Annotated in this window: 4 protein-coding genes and 1 pseudogene; 3 read left to right on the top strand and 2 right to left on the bottom strand. The window is 75.7% G+C overall.

The window, feature by feature from the left end; genetic code table 11:
• Positions 1 to 207: 207 nt before the first annotated feature.
• Complete coding sequence (locus F7Q99_RS22465) at positions 208 to 1,650, bottom strand: glyceraldehyde-3-phosphate dehydrogenase (RefSeq protein ID WP_326846987.1); 1,443 nt, start codon at positions 1,648 to 1,650, stop codon at positions 208 to 210.
• Between the two features lie 141 nt (positions 1,651 to 1,791).
• Between F7Q99_RS22465 and F7Q99_RS22460 the strand changes: the two genes are divergently transcribed.
• On the top strand, positions 1,792 to 2,421 hold the full coding sequence (locus F7Q99_RS22460) for a hypothetical protein (RefSeq protein ID WP_153464208.1): 630 nt from the start codon (positions 1,792 to 1,794) through the stop codon (positions 2,419 to 2,421).
• 121 nt (positions 2,422 to 2,542) lie between these two features.
• On the opposite strand, the gene F7Q99_RS22455 is transcribed toward F7Q99_RS22460, so the two are convergent.
• Entirely contained in the window at positions 2,543 to 3,430 is an 888-nt protein-coding gene (locus F7Q99_RS22455; protein WP_153464207.1) for an LLM class flavin-dependent oxidoreductase, read from the bottom strand.
• A 267-nt stretch (positions 3,431 to 3,697) separates the two neighbouring features.
• Between F7Q99_RS22455 and F7Q99_RS22450 the strand changes: the two genes are divergently transcribed.
• Positions 3,698 to 14,632 carry a type I polyketide synthase gene (locus F7Q99_RS22450; protein ID WP_407697873.1) on the top strand — a complete coding sequence of 3,645 codons (10,935 nt, stop codon included), beginning with the start codon at positions 3,698 to 3,700 and terminating at the stop codon, positions 14,630 to 14,632.
• A 67-nt stretch (positions 14,633 to 14,699) separates the two neighbouring features.
• Positions 14,700 to 17,492 (top strand): annotated as a pseudogene (locus tag F7Q99_RS22445) (type I polyketide synthase); the annotation flags it as partial.
• Positions 17,493 to 17,505 lie beyond the last annotated feature (13 nt).

Here is a 17,505-nt window from a genome sequence, read left to right as displayed (position 1 = left end):
ACCCCGGCCGACTCCGACATTCCGTCACGTCGAGGCCTGGGCCAGCAGCCGATATCCGAGCTCCTCGATCCACCGCCCGGCACGGTCAGATCGCGCCGCCTGATCCACGACGCGGGAAAGGCAGACGGCGGTGGGCGGCGACCACACTGGTCGCCGCCCACCGCCGCTCATGCATCGCCGCACTACCGCGCTACGGCATCGGACGGATCAGACCGCCGGAGCCGGGTAGGTCGGGTACTCGACGCCCGAGATGTACTGGACGACCCGGACGACCTGGCAGGAGTAGCCGAACTCGTTGTCGTACCACAGGTAGAGGATCGCGTTGTCGCCGTCGACCTTGGTGGCGCCGGCGTCGACGATCGAGGCGTGGCGCGAGCCGATGAAGTCGCTCGACACCGCGTCGGGGGAGTCGATGAAGTCGATCTGGCGCTTCAGCGGCGACGTCAGCGAGACGTTGCGCAGGTAGTCCAGGACCTCCTCGCGGTTGGTCTCGCGCTTCAGCTGCAGGTTGAGGATGGCGATCGAGACGTCCGGCACCGGCACGCGGATCGAGCTGCCGCTGATCTTCGCCTTGAGGTCCGGCAGCGCCTTGGCGACGGCCGAGGCGGCACCGGTCTCGGTGATCACCATGTTGAGCGGTGCCGAGCGGCCGCGGCGGTCGGCCTTGTGGTAGTTGTCCAGCAGGTTCTGGTCGTTGGTGAACGAGTGGACGGTCTCCACGTGGCCGCGGAGCACGCCGTACTCGTCCTCCATCGCCTTGAGCGGCGGGACGATCGCGTTGGTGGTGCAGGAGGCGCAGGAGAGGATCTGCTCGTCCGGCTTGATCATGTCGTGGTTGACGCCGTGCACGATGTTCGGCACGTCGCCCTTGCCCGGGGCGGTCAGGACGACCTTGGCGATGCCGGGGCGCAGGTGCTTGGACAGGCCCTCGCGGTCGCGCCAGCGGCCGGTGTTGTCGATCAGGATGGCGTCCTTGATCCCGTACTCCGTGTAGTCGACCTTGGCCGGGTCGTCGGAGTAGATCACGGTGATCTCGTTGCCGTTGGCGATGATCTTGTTGTTCGCCTCGTCGACGGTGATCGTGCCCTGGAACTGGCCGTGGATGGAGTCGCGGCGCAGCAGCGAGGCGCGCTTCACGATGTCGTCGCCGCCGCTGTTGCGGACGACGATGGCCTTGAGTCGCAGGCCGTTGCCCGAGGCCTTCTCGATCAGCAGGCGGGCGACGAGGCGGCCGATGCGGCCGAACCCGTACAGCACGACGTCGCGGGCTTCCCGGCGCTCCAGCTTGTTGTCGCCGGTGGCGCCGGCGACGGCACGGGCCGTGAACTCCTCGACCGACAGGCCGCGGTCGTCCGCCCGGTAGGTGGCGGCGAGCATGCCGATGTCGATCTGGGAGGGGCCGAGATCCAGGGTGGTGAGCGCGCTCAGGAACGGCATCGTCTCGGTGACCGAGAGCTCCTCACCGGCGATCTGGCGGGCGAAGCGGTGCGTCTTGAGGATGCTGACCACCGACTTGTTCACCAGCGACCGGCTGTGGAGGAGGACGGTCACGTCCCGCTCCCGGTGCAGTCGACCGATGATCGGGATCATCGACTCCGCGATCTCCTCGCGGTTCTTCCAGTCCGTGAACACGTCGTCGTTGACAGTCACAAGTCCATCTTTCGAGCTGAGGGTGTTGCCCACATGGTAACTAGGCGGATTTTCGACCCGCCGCCCTCCCCCGCCCGCTGTTGACCCGGGGGCCTGGCGAGACCTACTTTGAACGCGTTCAAGACGATCGGGGGAGGGCTCGTGGAAGACGCCGTGGACGCCGGACCGGCGATCGTCGAACCACCCGGGCGGGCGGTCGGGTACGCGTTCGGGAAGCCCGCTCTGACGGCCCTCCTGGCGCAGCCCGTCCTCGCGGTCGGGCTGCACGCGTACTGGTCCGGTCCGCAGGTGCTGGAGATCACGGGCCCGGTCCTGGGCATACCGGTGCTGCTGGTCCTGTCCGTCCGCCTCATGCGCCCGCTCGGACGGTCGCGCCTCCGGGCGGAGACATGGTGGCTGGCTCAGGCGGCGGCCCGCTACGTCGCATGCTGTGTGACGCCGCTGCTCGTGCCGCTGCTGGTCGGGATGGCGACGACGCAGGCCTGCCGGATCGGAGCCGGGTGTTACGAACTGGATACGCGCGGATATGCCGTGTTCATCAGTGCTCTCACGTTCGGCGTGACCTGCCCGGCGCTGGCGCTCCTGCTCCTCCTCGCCCCACACGCACTGCGAGGCCGGCGCGTCCGCACCCTCTTCGCGCTGATCACCAACGCCCCGTCCGCCCTGCTCCTGCTCGCCGGGTTCGGGCCCGCCTTCCTGATCATCTGTGCCCAACTGATCTACGCCTACGCTCTCCTGCCCGTCGCCCCGCGGCCGGCCCGCGCCCGCTGAGCCATCCGCCGCCGGCCGCACACGAGCACGCACACGCCCAGTGGCAGCCCGGCGCGCCGAACACAACTGCCCCGGATCGCCGTTGGCGGTCCGGGACAGTTGTGCTGAAGGTGCGCTCGGCTCAGGCGAGTTGGGCCAGTCCCTCGGTGGCGATGCGTTCGAAGGTGGTGGGGTCGGTGGCGAAGACGGAGTCGGGGATGGGCCAGTGGATGACGAGGTCGGTGATGCCGAGGTCGCGGTAGGTGCCGGCCCAGTGGACGAAGGCGTCGACGGAGGCGAGGGGGCTGTCGGCGGTGGGGAGTTGGAGGAGGACCTTGGCGAGGTCGTCGGGGTTGCGGCCCTCGGCCTCGCAGGCGGTGCGGAGGTTGGCCAGTTGGGCCGCGACGACGGCCGGCGCGCGCTCGGCGCGGGGGTCGGCGGGGCCGGCCGGGTCGCCGTAGGTGACCCAGCCCTGGGCGTGGCGGGCAGCCAGGCGCAGGCCGCGGGGGCCGGTGGCGGCGAGGTAGAAGGGGACGCGCGGGCGCTGGACGCAGCCGGGGATGTTGCGGGCCTCGACGGCGGAGTAGTAGCGGCCCTCCGCCGTGGTGGCGTCCTGGGTGAGGAGGTCGTCGAGGAGGGGCACGAACTCGCCGAAGCGGTCGGCCCGTTCCTTCGCGGTCCACCCCTCCTGGCCCATCGCCGTCGTGTCGAAGCCCGGCGCGCCGGCGCCGATGCCGACGGTGAGGCGGCCGCCCGAGATGTCGTCGAGGGTGAGCAACTCCTTGGCGAGGGTGACGGGGTGGCGGAAGTTCGGTGAGGTGACCAGGGTGCCGAGGCGGATCCGCTCGGTGGCGGCCGCGGCGGCGGTCAGGGTCGGGATCGCGCCGAACCAGGTGTCGTCCCGGAAGGACCGCCAGGACAGGTGGTCGTAGGTGTAGGCGGCGTGGAAGCCGAGGTCCTCGGCGCGCTGCCAGATCTTCTGGCCGAGGCTCCACCGGTGGACGGGAAGGATCACTGTGCTCAGGCGCATGGCGGCGACCCTAACCCGGATCGGCCCGGCCGGAGCCGGTGCCGTGCCCCCTGTCCCGGTGGCCCGGTAGGGGTCCGGGTTAGGGGTTTCGCGGGCTCGGCGGCATTGGGACATTGACGTCGAGCAAATGATCGAAGTGCGGCCGATGCGGGGCGTGAGGCCGTTCTCGATTCCTCCGGAGAGGTCGGGGTCCGTCCGCGCGGCGGTCGGCCCCCGTGAGCCACGGTCACCGCCCCTCGACCCACCTCTGTTGTGCCCGAGGAGTGACTGGACCCCATGTCGGAAGAGAAGCTGCGCGGTTATCTGAAGAAGGTCACCACCGAGCTGCACCGCACCCGTCAGCGGCTGCGCGAGCTGGAGGACGCGGAGCACGAGCCGATCGCGATCATCGGGATCGGCTGCCGCTTCCCCGGCGGGGTGACGTCGCCGCAGGACCTGTGGCAGCTGGTGGCCGACGAGGTCGACGCCGTCTCGGAGTTCCCCGCCAACCGCGGCTGGGACCGGGAGGGCCTGTACGACCCGCAGGGTGCGGTGCCCGGCACCTGCTACACCCGCAACGGCGCCTTCCTCTACGACGCGGACGAGTTCGACCCGGAGTTCTTCGGGATCAGCCCCCGTGAGGCGCTCGCGCTGGACCCGCAGCACCGCCTGCTGCTGGAGACCAGCTGGGAGGCCTTCGAGCGGGCCGGCATCGACCCGAGCACGGTCCGCGGCAGCCGGACCGGGGTGTTCGCCGGTCTGATGTACCACGACTACGGCGGCCGGCTGCTGCGCGCGCCCGAGTCGCTGGAGGGGCACGTCCGGATCGGCAGCCAGGGCGGCGTGGCGTCCGGCCGGGTCGCGTACACCTTCGGGCTCCAGGGCCCGACCCTGTCCGTGGACACCGCGTGCTCGTCCTCGCTGGTGGCGCTGCACCTGGCGGTGCGTTCGCTGCGGGCCGGGGAGTGCACGATGGCGCTGGCCGGCGGCGTCACCGTCATGGCGACGCCGCAGATGCTGGTCGAGTTCTCCAAGCAGCGCGGCCTGTCGCCGGACGGGCGCTGCAAGTCCTTCGCCAAGGCCGCGGACGGCACCGGCTGGGCCGAGGGCGCCGGCATGATCCTGGTGGAGCGGCTGTCGGACGCGCGCCGCAACGGGCACCCGGTGCTGGCCGTGATCCGCGGCACCGCCGTCAACCAGGACGGCGCCAGCAACGGGCTGACCGCGCCCAACGGGCCCGCGCAGGAGCAGGTGATCCGGGACGCGCTGGCCGACGCCCTGCTCGGCCCGGCCGACATCGACGTGGTGGAGGCGCACGGCACCGGCACCGTCCTCGGCGACCCGATCGAGGCCGAGGCGCTGATCGCCGCCTACGGGCAGGACCGCCCGGCGGACCGGCCGCTGCGGCTGGGTTCGCTGAAGTCCAACATCGGCCACGCCCAGGCGGCGGCCGGGGTGGGCGGCGTCATCAAGATGGTCGAGGCGATCCGGCACGGCGTCATGCCGAAGTCGCTGCACATCGACGAGCCCTCGCCGCACATCGACTGGGCGGGCGGTGCGGTGTCGCTCCTCACCGAGCCGACCGCGTGGCCCGAGACCGGCGCGCCGCGCCGCGCCGCCGTCTCCTCCTTCGGGCTCGGCGGCACCAACGCGCACCTCGTGCTGGAGCAGGCGGACGAGGAGGAAACGGAGGCCGAGGCCGCGCAGGCGCAGGCCCTCCCCGCGCTGCCCTGGCTGCTCTCCGCCCGCACCGAGGCGGGCCTGCGCGAGCAGGCCGAGCGGCTGCTGGCCGAGGTCGAGCGGCGGCCCGAGCTGCGGCCGGAGGACGTCGCGCACACGCTGGCCGCCGGCCGGAGCCGGTTCGAGCTCGGCGGCGCCGTGGTCGGCCGCGACCGCGCCGAGCTGGTCGACGCGCTCACCGCCTTCCTCGCCCGCGACCGGCGGGCTGACCTCGTGACCACGGACGCCGGCCGCACCGCCTGGCTGTTCTCCGGGCAGGGCGCCCAGCGGCCCGGGATGGCGCGCGAACTCTACGCCGCCGCACCGGAATTTGCCCGGCTGCTGGACGAGGTCTGCGCCGAGCTGGACCGTCACCTGGACCGGCCGCTGCGCGAGCTGATGTTCGCCGAGGCCGACAGCGCCGAGGCCGCGCTGCTGAACGAGACGCAGTACACCCAGTGCGCGCTGTTCGCGGTCGAGGTCGCGCTCCACCGGCTGCTGGCGCAGTGGGCGCCCGCGCCCGACTTCCTGATCGGCCACTCGGTCGGCGAACTCGCCGCCGCCCACGTCGCCGGCGTGCTGACCCTCGAGGACGCCTGCACGCTGGTGGCCGCGCGCGGCCGGCTCATGCAGGCCCTGCCGGGCGGCGGCGCGATGGCGGCCGTCGAGGCGGCCGAGGCCGAGGTGCTCGCCGCGCTCGCGGGCCGCGAGCAGCAGGTGACGATCGCCGCGGTCAACGGGCCGCGCTCGGTCGTCGTCTCCGGTGACGAGGACGCGGTCGCCGAGCTCGTCGCGCAGTGGCGCGAGCAGGGGCGCCGCACCAGCCGGCTGCGCGTCTCGCACGCCTTCCACTCGCCCCGCATGGACGCGATGCTGGAGGACTTCCGGGCGGTCGCCGCGGGGCTGGTGTTCAGCCCGCCGAGCATCCCGGTGGTCTCCAACCTGACCGGCCGCACGGCCGACGCCGCCGAGCTGTGCACGCCCGACTACTGGGTCCGGCACATCCGGGAGGCGGTGCGGTTCGCGGACGGGATCCGCCACCTGCGCGCCGAGGGCGTGACCACCTTCGTCGAACTCGGCCCGGACGCGGTGCTCACCGCCCTGACCGAGGAGATCCTCGCCGACGGCTCCGAGGACGCCACCGGGGACACCGTCTGCACCGCCGTCCTGCGCCGCAACGTCCCCGAGCCGGTGGCCGCCGTGACCGCGCTCGCCGTACTGGCCGGCCGCGGCGCCGTCGTCGACTGGGCCGCCCTGCTGCCCGGCACCCACCTGCCCGAGCTGCCCACCTACGCCTTCCAGCGGCAGAGCTACTGGGTGCACCCCGCCGAACGCCGCGCCGAGGACGTGCTGTCCGCCGGGCTGCGCCCGGTCGGCCACCCGCTGCTCGGCGCCGCCGTCCGGCTCGCCGACGACCGCGGCGGCATGCTGCTCACCGGCCGCCTGTCGGCCGCGGCGCAGCCCTGGCTCACCGACCACCGGGTGCACGGCCGGATCCTGGTACCGGGCACCGCCCTCGCCGAACTCGCCCTGCGGGTGGGTACGGAGGCGGGCTGCGACCGGCTCGACGAGCTGACGCTGGAGGGGCCGCTGGTCCTGGACGAGGACGGCGGCGCCGACCTCCAGGTGTCGGTGGGCGCCCCGGCCGCGGACGGGCGCTGCGCGTTCCGGCTGTACTCGCGCCCGCAGGACGCGGCGGCCGACGCCGAGTGGACCCGGCACGCCTCGGGGACCCTCGCCATCGACGAACCGGCCGACGAACCGGCCGACGACGCCTGGGAGTTCGCGCTCGCCTGGCCGCCGGCCGGGGCGCAGCCGCTGGATGGCGCGCAGGCCTACCGGGGCTTCGCCGAGGCGGGCATCGAGCACGGTCCGGCCTTCCGGGGCCTGCGGGCCGTCTGGCGGCACGGGCGGGACCTCTGCGCCGAGGTGGCCCTCGACGGCGTCGGGGCGGACGACTTCGGGCTGCACCCGGCGCTGTGGGACGCGGCGCTGCACGCGATCGGTCTGGGCGAGCTGCCCGAGGTGGCCGCCGGATCGCTGCCGTTCTCCTGGTCGGGCGTCACCCTCCACGGCGGCCCGACGGACCTGCTGCGCGTGCGGATCTCGCCGGCCGGCCCGGGCACGGTGTCGCTCGCGCTCGCGGACGGTGCCGGCCAGCCGGTCGCGTCGGTGGCCGCCCTCGCCGTGCGGCCGGTGCCGTCGGGGGCGCTGCGGAGCACGTCCGACGCCCTGTACCGGCTGGCCTGGTCCCCGCTGCCGGACACCGCCGGGGCGGCCGTCCCGGAGGGCTGGGCGGTGCTCGGCGACGCCGTCGCCGGTCCGGTCCCGGCCGCTCGCCACCTCGACTTCGCGGCGCTGGCCGCCGCCGTCGACGCCGGCGCGGCGGTGCCCGCCACGGTGCTGGTCGCGGTGGACGCGGCGCGCGACGCCGCGTCGGTGCCGCAGGCCGTGCGCACGGCCACCGGCGCCGTGCTGGAGCTGCTGCACGCCTGGTCGGCCGACGAGCGCTTCGCCGGCTCCCGGCTGGTCCTGCTCACCCGCGGCGCGGTCGCCACCGGCAGCGGCAGCGACAGTGACATCACCTCCGATCCCGTCCAGGCGGCCGTCTGGGGCCTGGTCCGCTCGGCGCAGACCGAGCAGCCGGGCCGGTACGTCCTGGTGGACCTCGACCCGTTCGACCAGGCCGACGCCTCCGAGACGCGGGTGCTGGCCGCCGCCCTGGCCAGTGGCGAGCACCAGCTCGCGCTGCGCAGGGGTGCGGCGAGCGCCGCCCGGCTGGAGCGGGGCACGGCCGGCCAGGACGCCACGGAGTGGGACCGGGACGGCACCGTCCTGGTCACCGGCGCCACCGGCGCGCTCGGCCGCCTGGTCGCGCGGCACCTGGCCGCCGTCCGCGGCGCCCGCCACCTGCTCCTGGTCAGCCGTCAGGGCGCGGCGGCCGCCGGTGCGGCGGAGCTGGCCGCCGAGCTGTCCGAGGCCGGTGCGCAGGTGTCCTTCGCCGCCTGCGACGTCGCCGACCGCGCGGCGCTGGCCGCCGTCCTCGACGCGATCCCGGCCGACCGGCCGCTGACCGCCGTCGTGCACGCCGCCGGCGTCACCGAGGACGCCACCCTGGGCGCCCAGTCCGGCGCGCACCTGGACCGGGTGCTGCGGCCCAAGGCGGACGCGGCCTGGCACCTGCACGAGCTCACCCGCGACCGCGAGCTGGCCGCCTTCGTCCTGTTCTCCTCCGTCGCCTCCACCATCGGCAGCGCCGGCCAGGCCAACTACGCGGCCGCCAACGCCTTCCTGGACGCCCTCGCCCGGCAGCGGCGGGCCGCCGGCCTGCCCGCGGTCTCGGTCGGCTGGGGGCTGTGGGAGCTCTCCGACGGCATGGCGGGAGCGCTGGACGAGGCGGCGCTGCGCCGCCTGGAGCGCTCCGGCCTGGCGCCGATCGGCGCCGAGGACGGGCTGGCCCTGTTCGACGCGGTGCTGGCCTCGGACGAGCCCGCCCCCGTCGCCGCCCGGCTGGACCGGTCCGCGCTGACCGCGCTGGCCGAGGCCCGCACCCTGCCCGCGCTGTTCGGCGCCCTGGTGCGCACCCCGGCGGCCCGGGAGCAGAAGCCCGCCGCCGCGCCGCTGAGCCGGATCGCCCGGCTGCCCGAGGCCGAGCAGCAGAGCGCGCTGCTGGAGCTGGTGCGCGCCAGGACGGCGGCCGTGCTCGGCCACCCGTCCGCCGACCGGGTCGACCCGGAGCGCAACTTCAGCGAGCTGGGCTTCGACTCCCTCATCGCCCTCGAACTGCGCAACGAGCTCACCGAGGCCACCGGCCTGCGGATGCACTCCACGGTGATCTTCGACTACCCCACCCCCACCGCACTCGCCCGGCACCTGCGCGGCGAACTCGCCGGCACCCGGCAGACCGCGGCCACCGCTTCCCCGGCCGTGGCGCAGGCGGCCGCGCGCGTGGACGCCGACGAGCCGCTCGCCGTCATCGGGATGGCCTGCCGCTTCCCCGGCGGGGTGCGCTCGCCCGAGGACCTGTGGCAGCTCGTCCTCGACGAGACCGACGCGATCGGCCCGCTGCCCGAGGACCGCGGCTGGGACCTGGACGGGCTCTACCACCCGGACCCGGACCACACCGGTACCAGCTACGTGCGCGACGGCGGATTCCTGTACGACGCCGCCGGGTTCGACGCCGACTTCTTCGGCATCACCCCGCGCGAGGCGCTCGCCATGGACCCCCAGCAGCGGCTGCTGCTGGAGACCGCCTGGGAGGTCCTGGAGCGGGCCGGCATCGACCCGGCGTCGCTGCGCGGCACGGACGCCGCCGTGTTCGCCGGGCTGATGTACCACGACTACGCGACCGGCCTGGCCACCGTCCCGGACGGCGTGGAGGGCCTGCTCGGCACCGGCGGCGCCGGCAGCGTCGCCTCCGGCCGGATCGCCTACACCCTCGGCCTGGAGGGGCCCGCCCTCACCGTCGACACCGCCTGCTCCTCGGCGCTGGTCGCGCTCCACCTGGCGGGCGAGTCGCTGCGCCGCGGCGAGTGCTCGCTGGCCCTGGCCGGCGGGGCGACGGTGATGTCGACGCCCGGCACGTTCGTCGAGTTCAGCCGCCAGCGCGGGCTCTCCCCGGACGGCCGCTGCAAGCCCTTCGCGGCCGGCGCGGACGGCACCGGCTGGGCCGAGGGCGCGGGCTGGATCCTGCTGGAGCGGCTGTCCGACGCCCGCCGCAACGGCCACCGGGTGCTCGCCCTGGTCCGCGGCAGCGCGATCAACCAGGACGGCGCCAGCAACGGCCTGGCCGCCCCCAACGGCCCCGCCCAGGAGCGGGTGATCCGGCGGGCCCTGGAGGCCTCCGGGCTGACGCCCGCCGAGGTCGACGCGGTGGAGGCGCACGGCACCGGCACCCCGCTCGGCGACCCGATCGAGGCGCACGCCCTGCTCTCCGTGTACGGGCGCGAGCGGCAGGACGAGAACCCGCTGTGGGTCGGCTCGGTGAAGTCCAACATCGGCCACACCCAGGCCGCCGCCGGCGTCGCCTCCGTCATCAAGACGGTCATGGCGATGCGGCACGGCGTCCTGCCGAAGTCGCTGCACATCGACGAGCCGTCGCGGCACATCGACTGGCAGTCGGGGGCCGTGTCGCCGCTGACGGAGCGCGTCGAGTGGCCGCGGACCGGACGGCCGCGCCGGGCCGGCGTGTCCTCGTTCGGCATCAGCGGCACCAACGCGCACGTCCTGCTGGAGCAGGTCACCGAGGACGAGCCGCAGTCCGCTCCGGCGAGCAGCCTGCCCGTCCCGCTGCTGCTCTCCGCCCGCAGCGAGTCGGCCCTGCGCGACCAGGCCTGCCGGCTGCGCGCCCGGCTGGCCGATCCGGCCGGGCCGGCCCCGCTCGACGCCGCGCTCTCGCTGGCCACCACCCGCGGCGCTCTGGAACACCGGGCGGCCGTCACCGGCGCCGGCCGCGCCGAACTGCTGGACGCCCTGGATGCGCTGGCCGCCGGCCGGCCTTCGCCCGAGGTGGTGCAGGGCATCGCCGGCGGCGAGCGCAAGGTGGTCTTCGTCTTCCCCGGCCAGGGCTCCCAGTGGGCCGGCATGGCCGCCGAACTGCTCGACACCGCACCGGTGTTCCGGGCCCGGATCGAGGAGTGCGAGCGCGCGCTGGCGCCGCACACCGACTGGTCGCTGACCGAGGTGCTGACCGGCGCGCCGGGTGCGGCCTCACTGGAGCGGGTCGACGTCGTCCAGCCGGTGCTGTGGGCCGTCATGGTCTCGCTGGCCGAGCTGTGGCGCTCCTACGGCGTCGCGCCGGCCGCCGTGATCGGCCACTCGCAGGGCGAGATCGCCGCCGCCGCGGTGGCCGGGGCGCTGTCCCTGGAGGATGCGGCCCTGGTGGTCGCGCTGCGCAGCCGGCTGATCCGCACCGCGCTCGCCGGCAAGGGCGGCATGGTGTCCGTCCAGGCGTCGCAGGCCGAGGTGGCGCAGCGGATCGCGCCGTGGGGCGAGCGGATCTCCGTCGCCGCCGTCAACGGCCCCCGCTCGGTGGTCGTCTCCGGCGACCCGGAGCCGCTGGAGCGGCTGGTGGAGCAGTGCGAGGCGGACGGCGTGCGGGCCCGCCGGATCGACGTCGACTACGCGTCGCACTCCGCGCAGGTCGAGTCGCTGCGCGCGGAGCTGCTGGAGCTCCTCGCCCCGATCCGTCCGCGCCGCTGCGAGGTGGCGTTCTACTCCACCGTCGAGGCCGAACTGCTCGCGGACACCAGCGTGTTGGACGCGGACTACTGGACGCGGAACCTGCGCCGGACCGTCCGCTTCGAGGAGACCAGCCAGCTGCTGCTGGCCGACGGCCACAGCGCGTTCGTCGAGTCCAGCCCGCACCCGGTGCTCGCCATCGGACTGCAGGAGACCGTGCTGGACGCGGGCGCGGACGCGGTGGTGTTCGGCTCGCTGCGGCGCGGCGAGGGCGGCCTGCCCCGCTTCCTCGCCTCCCTCGGCGAGGCGCACACCCGCGGCGTGCGCGTGGACTGGCGGACGGTCTTCGAGGGCAGCGGCGCCCGCCGCACCGACCTGCCGACCTACGCCTTCCAGCACCGGCGCTTCTGGCTGGAGAGCACCGGCGCGGGCACCGCCGACGTCACCGCGGCCGGCCTGACCGCCGCCGGGCACCCGCTGCTCGGCGCGGCCGTCGACCTCGCGGACGGCGCCGGACGGGTCTTCACCGGGCGCCTCTCGTTGCACACCCACCCCTGGCTGGCCGACCACGGCGTGGCCGGCACCGTCCTCGTCCCGGGCACCGGGCTGCTGGAGCTCGCCCTGCGGGCGGGCGCCGAGGCCGGCTGCGACCGGGTCGAGGAGCTCACCCTGCAGGCCCCGCTGGTGCTGCCGGAGAGCGGCGCCGTGCGGGTGCAGGTCACCCTCGGCGCCCCGGACGCCACGGGCCTGCGTCCGCTGGGCATCTACTCCCGCCCGGACTCCCGCGAGGACTCCCGCCCGGACGGTGACGGCGAGGAGCGGTGGCGGTGCCACGCAGCCGGCCTGCTCGCCGCAGACCCGGCCCCGGCCGGCGCGCAGCTGGGCGCCTGGCCGCCGGCGGGCGCCGAGTCCGTCGACGTCGCCGGCATGTACGACTCGCTCGCGGAGCGCGGCTACGACTACGGCCCGGTGTTCCGGGGCGTGCGCGAGCTGTGGCGGCGCGACGGCGAGTACTTCGCCGAGGTGGCGCTGAACGCCGCCGAGGCGGAGCAGGCGGGCGCGTACGCGGTCCACCCGGCGCTGCTGGACGCGGCGATGCACGCCGCGCTGGTCGGCATGTTCGACGGCGAGCGGCCGGTGCTGCCGTTCAGCTGGAACCGCGTCGCGGTGCACCGTGCGGGCGTGCCGGCCGTGCGGGTGCGCATCCGGCGCGACGGCGAGCACGCGGTGAGCGCCGACCTGGTGGGCCTGGACGGCCTGCCGGTGGTCAGCGTCGGCTCGGTGTCCGGGCGGCCGGTCGAGCCGGAGCAGCTGTCCGACGCGTCGGCCCGCCTGGACCGGCTGCGCTACCGGGTCCGCTGGACGCCGGTGCGCCCCGCCGAGGCGGCGCCGGTGCGCGGCACCTGGCTGGTGCCGGTGCCCGCCGAACTGGTCCAGGACGGCTGGGTGCTGGGCGTGGTCCGGGCCCTGGAGGAGCACGGCGCCCGCGCCGTCACCGTCCCGGTGGACGGCGCCACGGCCGACCGCGCCACGATGGCCCGACTGCTCGACGAGCACCCGGACCTCTCCGGCGTCCTCGCCCTGCTCGCGGTCGACGAGGAGCCGCATCCGCGGCACCCGGCGGTGCCGCGCGGCCTGGCCGGCGTGCTGGCGCTGCTCCAGGCGCTGCGCGACGGCGGCAGTGCGCTGCCGCTGTGGCTGGCGACCCGTCAGGCCGTCGCGGTGGCACCCGGCGAGCACCTGGCCAGCCCCGTGCAGGCGATGGTCTGGGGCCTGGCCCGGGTGGCCGGGCTGGAGGAACCGCGGCGCCTGATCGGCCTGATCGACCTGCCCGAACACCTCGACGCCCGGGTGGCCGCGCACCTCGCCGCCGTCCTCGGCGCGGCGGGCGACCGGCAGACCGGCGACGTCGAGTACGCGGTGCGCCCGTCGGGCCCGTACGTCCGCCGCCTGGAGCGGGCCGCGGCCACCGCGGCGCCGGACACCGAGCCGTGGCGGCCCGCCGGGACGGTGCTGGTCACCGGCGGCACCGGGGCGCTCGGCGGCCACGCCGCCCGCTGGCTGGCCCGCTCGGGTGCCGAGCACCTGGTGCTGACCAGCCGGGCCGGGGCCGACGCCCCCGGTTCCGCCGAACTCGCAGACGAGCTAAGGGAGTCGGGCGCCGAGGTGACGGTCGCCGCCTGCGACGTCGCCGACCGCGCGGCGCTCGAAGACCTGCTGCGGACGCTCGCCGAGGACGGCCGTACCGTCCGCGCGGTGGTCCACACGGCGGGCGCGGGCGACACCTTCCCGCTCGCCGACGCCACCCTGGCCGAGGTCGCGACCGTCCTGGCCGGCAAGGCTGCCGGCGCCGCGCACCTGGACGAGCTGCTCGGCGACGACCTGGACGCCTTCGTCCTGTACTCCTCGGGTGCCGGCATCTGGGGCAGCGCCGGTCAGGGCGCCTATGGGGCCGCCAACGCCTACCTCGACGCCCTCGCCGAGCACCGGCGCGGCACCGGCCTGGCCGCCACCGCGGTGGCCTGGGGCCAGTGGGGCGGCGGCGGTATGGCCGACGAGGAGATCGGCTCGCGGCTCGACCGGTTCGGCGTGCTGGCGATGACCCCGGAGACCGGGATCGCCGCACTCGGCGCCGCGCTCGACCGGCAGGACGTCGCGGTGGTCGTCGCCGACATGGACTGGAAGCGGTTCTACCCCGTCTACACGGCCACCCGGCCCGGTCCGCTGCTGCGCGAACTCCCCGACGTCCGCCGCCTCGTGGCCGCCGAGAAGGAGCCCGACGCGGCCGCCGACGGCTCCGCCGATCCGCTCGCCGAGCGGCTGGCGGCGCTCTCCGCACCGGAGGGCGAGCGCCTGGTACGCGACCTGCTCCGCGCCCACGTCGCGGCCGTGGTCGGCCTGGCCGGGCCTGACGAGGTCGAGCCCGACCGCGCCTTCCGCAGCATGGGCTTCGACTCGCTGTTCGCGGTCGAGCTGCGCAACCGGCTCTCCGCGGCCACCGGGCTGCGGCTGCCCGCCACGCTCGTCTTCGACCACCCGACGGTCGCGGAGCTGTCCGCGCACCTGTACCGGCTGGCGGGCGAGGGCACGCCGCCGGCCGGCGCCCCCGCTCCGGCCGGCAACCCGGCCGAGGACCTCGACCGGCTGGAGGCGAGCCTGCTCGCCGTCGGCCCGGACGAGCCGGGGCACCCGGAGCTGGTCGAGCGGCTGCGCGCGCTCCTGGCCAAGGTGGCGCCCGCCGAACAGCCCGCGCAGGCCGCCCACCTGGCCGACGCCGACGTCGACGAGGTGCTCGCCTTCATCGACCAGGAGCTGGGGGTCTGACGCCGTGACCGCCACGCCCACACCTCCCGCACACACGAAGGACTCGACCATGTCGAACGACGCCCGGCCGACGGACGCCAAGCTCGCGGAGTACCTCAAGCGCGTCACGATGGAGCTGGCCGCCACCCGGCAGCGCCTGCAGGACCTGGAGCAGGCCCGCCAGGAGCCCGTCGCCGTGGTCGCCATGGGCTGCCGCTACCCCGGCGGCGTGACCTCCCCCGAGGAGCTCTGGCAGCTGCTGCTGGACGGCCGCGACGCGGTCTCCGACCTGCCCGGCGACCGCGGCTGGAACCCCGGCGAGCTGTACGCCCAGGACGCCGACGCGCTCGGCCACAGCTACACCCTGGAGGGCGGATTCCTCGACGGCGCCACCGAGTTCGACCCGCTGCTGTTCGGCATCAGCCCGCGCGAGGCGACCGGCATGGACCCGCAGCACCGGCTGCTGCTGGAGGTGACCTGGGAGGCGTTCGAGCGGGCCGGCATCGACCCGCGCGGCCTGAAGGGCTCGCGCACCGGCGTGTACGTCGGCGCGATGTACAACGACTACTGGCGGCTGCTCCAGGCCGAGCCGGAGAGCTACGAGGGCCACCTGGTCAGCGGCAACGGCACCAGCGTCGCCTCCGGCCGGCTCTCCTACGCCTTCGGCCTCGAGGGCCCGGCCGTCTCGGTCGACACCGCCTGCTCCTCCTCGCTGGTCGCCGTCCACCTGGCCGTCAAGGCGCTGCGCGCCCGGGAGTGCTCGCTGGCCCTGGCCGGCGGCGCCACCGTGATGGCGACGCCCGAGATGCTGGTGGAGTTCAGCCGGATGCGGGCGCTCTCCCGGGACGGGCGCTGCAAGGCGTTCTCGGCCGAGGCGGACGGCTTCGGCATGGCCGAGGGCGTGGGCCTGCTGGTGCTGGAGCGGCTCTCCGACGCGCGCCGCAACGGCCACCCGGTGCTCGCGGTGCTGCGCGGCACGGCGATCGGCCAGGACGGCGCCAGCAACGGCATCACCGCGCCCAGCGGCCCGGCCCAGGAGGGCGTGATCCGCGAGGCGCTCGCCGACGCGGGCCTGTCCGCGGCCGAGGTCGACGCGATCGAGGCGCACGGCACCGGAACCCCGCTCGGCGACCCGATCGAGGCCGGCGCGCTGCTCGCCACCTATGGCCGCAACCGGCCCGCGGACCGGCCGCTGCTGCTCGGCTCGGTCAAGTCCAACCTCGGCCACACGCAGGCCGCGGCGGGCGTCGCCGGCGTCATGAAGGCGGTGCTGGCGCTCCGCCACGGGGCACTGCCCCGGACCCTGCACGCCGAGCGGCGCAGCGAGCACGTCGACTGGGACGCGGGGGTGCTGCGGCTGCTCGACGAGACCACACCCTGGCCCGAGACCGGACGGCCGCGCCGCGCCGCGGTCTCCTCGTTCGGCATGAGCGGGACCAACGCGCACGTGATCGTCGAGCAGGCCCCCGAGCCGGAGGCCGAGCCCGCCACGGAGGCCCCGGGGCCGGTACGGTCGGCCACGCTGCCCTGGCCGATCGGCGCCCACAGCGCCGCCGCGCTGCGCGGCCAGGCCGAGCGTCTGCGCAGGCACCTGGCCGAGCACCCGGACGCCACGCCGGCGGACCTCGGCTACTCCCTCGCCACCACCCGCGCGCGGCTGGAACACCGGGCCGTCCTGCTGGTCGACGACGCCCGGGGCGCGGCCGAGGACCTGCGGGTGCTCGCCGCCGGCGGCGAGTCGCCGACCCTGCTGCGGGGCAGCGCCCGGACCGAGCCGGACCTCGCCCTGGTCCTGCCCGGCGACCTGGAGGCGGTCCGTTCCTGGAGCCTTCTTGCCGCCCAACTGCCGCTGGACGCACCGGTCTTCGCCGAGCGGATCAGCGCCTGTGAGCAGGCCCTGGCAGGCCTGGTCGACTGGTCGCTGTGGGCGGTGCTGGCGGACGAGCCGGAGGCCCCCTCCCCCGCGCTGCCCGAGGTCGCCGCGCCGGTGCTGTTCTCGGTGCTGGTCGCGCTGGCCGCGCAGTGGCGCGCCTGGGGCGTCCGGCCCACCGCGGTCCTCGGCACCGGCGGCCCGGGCGAGGCGGCCGCGGCCGTCGCGGACGGTAGGCTGCCGCTGGCCGACGGCCTGCGCGCGGTGCTCGCGGGCCGGTCCGGCTCCGGCGAACTCCCCGGCGGGAAGAGCCTGTTCCTCGTCCCGCTGGCCTCCCCCGGCACCGTGCGGGCGCTGACCGCCGCCGGCGCGAGCGTCCTGGCGCCCGACGCGGGACCGGACGCGACCGCCCGGCTCTCCGGCGAGCTGCACGTGCGGGGCGTCGACCTGGACTGGGAGGCGTTCTACGCCGGCCGGGGCGCGCGCCGCACCGACCTGCCGAGCTACGCCTTCGCCCGCGAGCGCTACTGGCCCGACCTCGCGGCCGAGCGCTTCCACAGCGCCGGCCGCACCCGGCCCGCCCAGCCGCCGGCCGGCCTGCGGACCGGCTGGCAGCCCGACGATCGGCTTCCCGAGTCCGCGGCGGCCGGGGAGACCTGGCTGGTCGTCGTCCCGGCCGCGGGCGCCGACGGCGCCGAGGCGTGCGAGGCCCTGGACCGGCTGCCCGCCGGCGCCCGGACCCTGCGGGTCGACCTGCCCGGGCCGGACACCGGCCGCCGGGAGCTCGCCGGGCTGCTGCGCGGCGCGACCGGCGACGCGACCGCCCTCGCGGGCGTGCTCTCGCTGCTCGCCCTGGACCGCACCCCCGTGCCGGGCAGCCCCTCGCTCCCGGCCGGCGCGGCGGCCACCGCCGCCCTGGTCGGCGCGCTGCACGACACCGCCCTGCGCGCACCGCTGTGGTGCGTGGGCGAGGACGCCCCGGCCGCCGTCCGGGTGCCGCTCACCGCCTGAGCGGCGCCCCCCT

This window comes from Streptomyces kaniharaensis (assembly GCF_009569385.1).
In the GTDB taxonomy this organism is placed as follows: Bacteria; Actinomycetota; Actinomycetes; order Streptomycetales; family Streptomycetaceae; genus Kitasatospora; species Kitasatospora kaniharaensis.
This window is presented reverse-complemented; position numbering and strand designations above follow the sequence as displayed.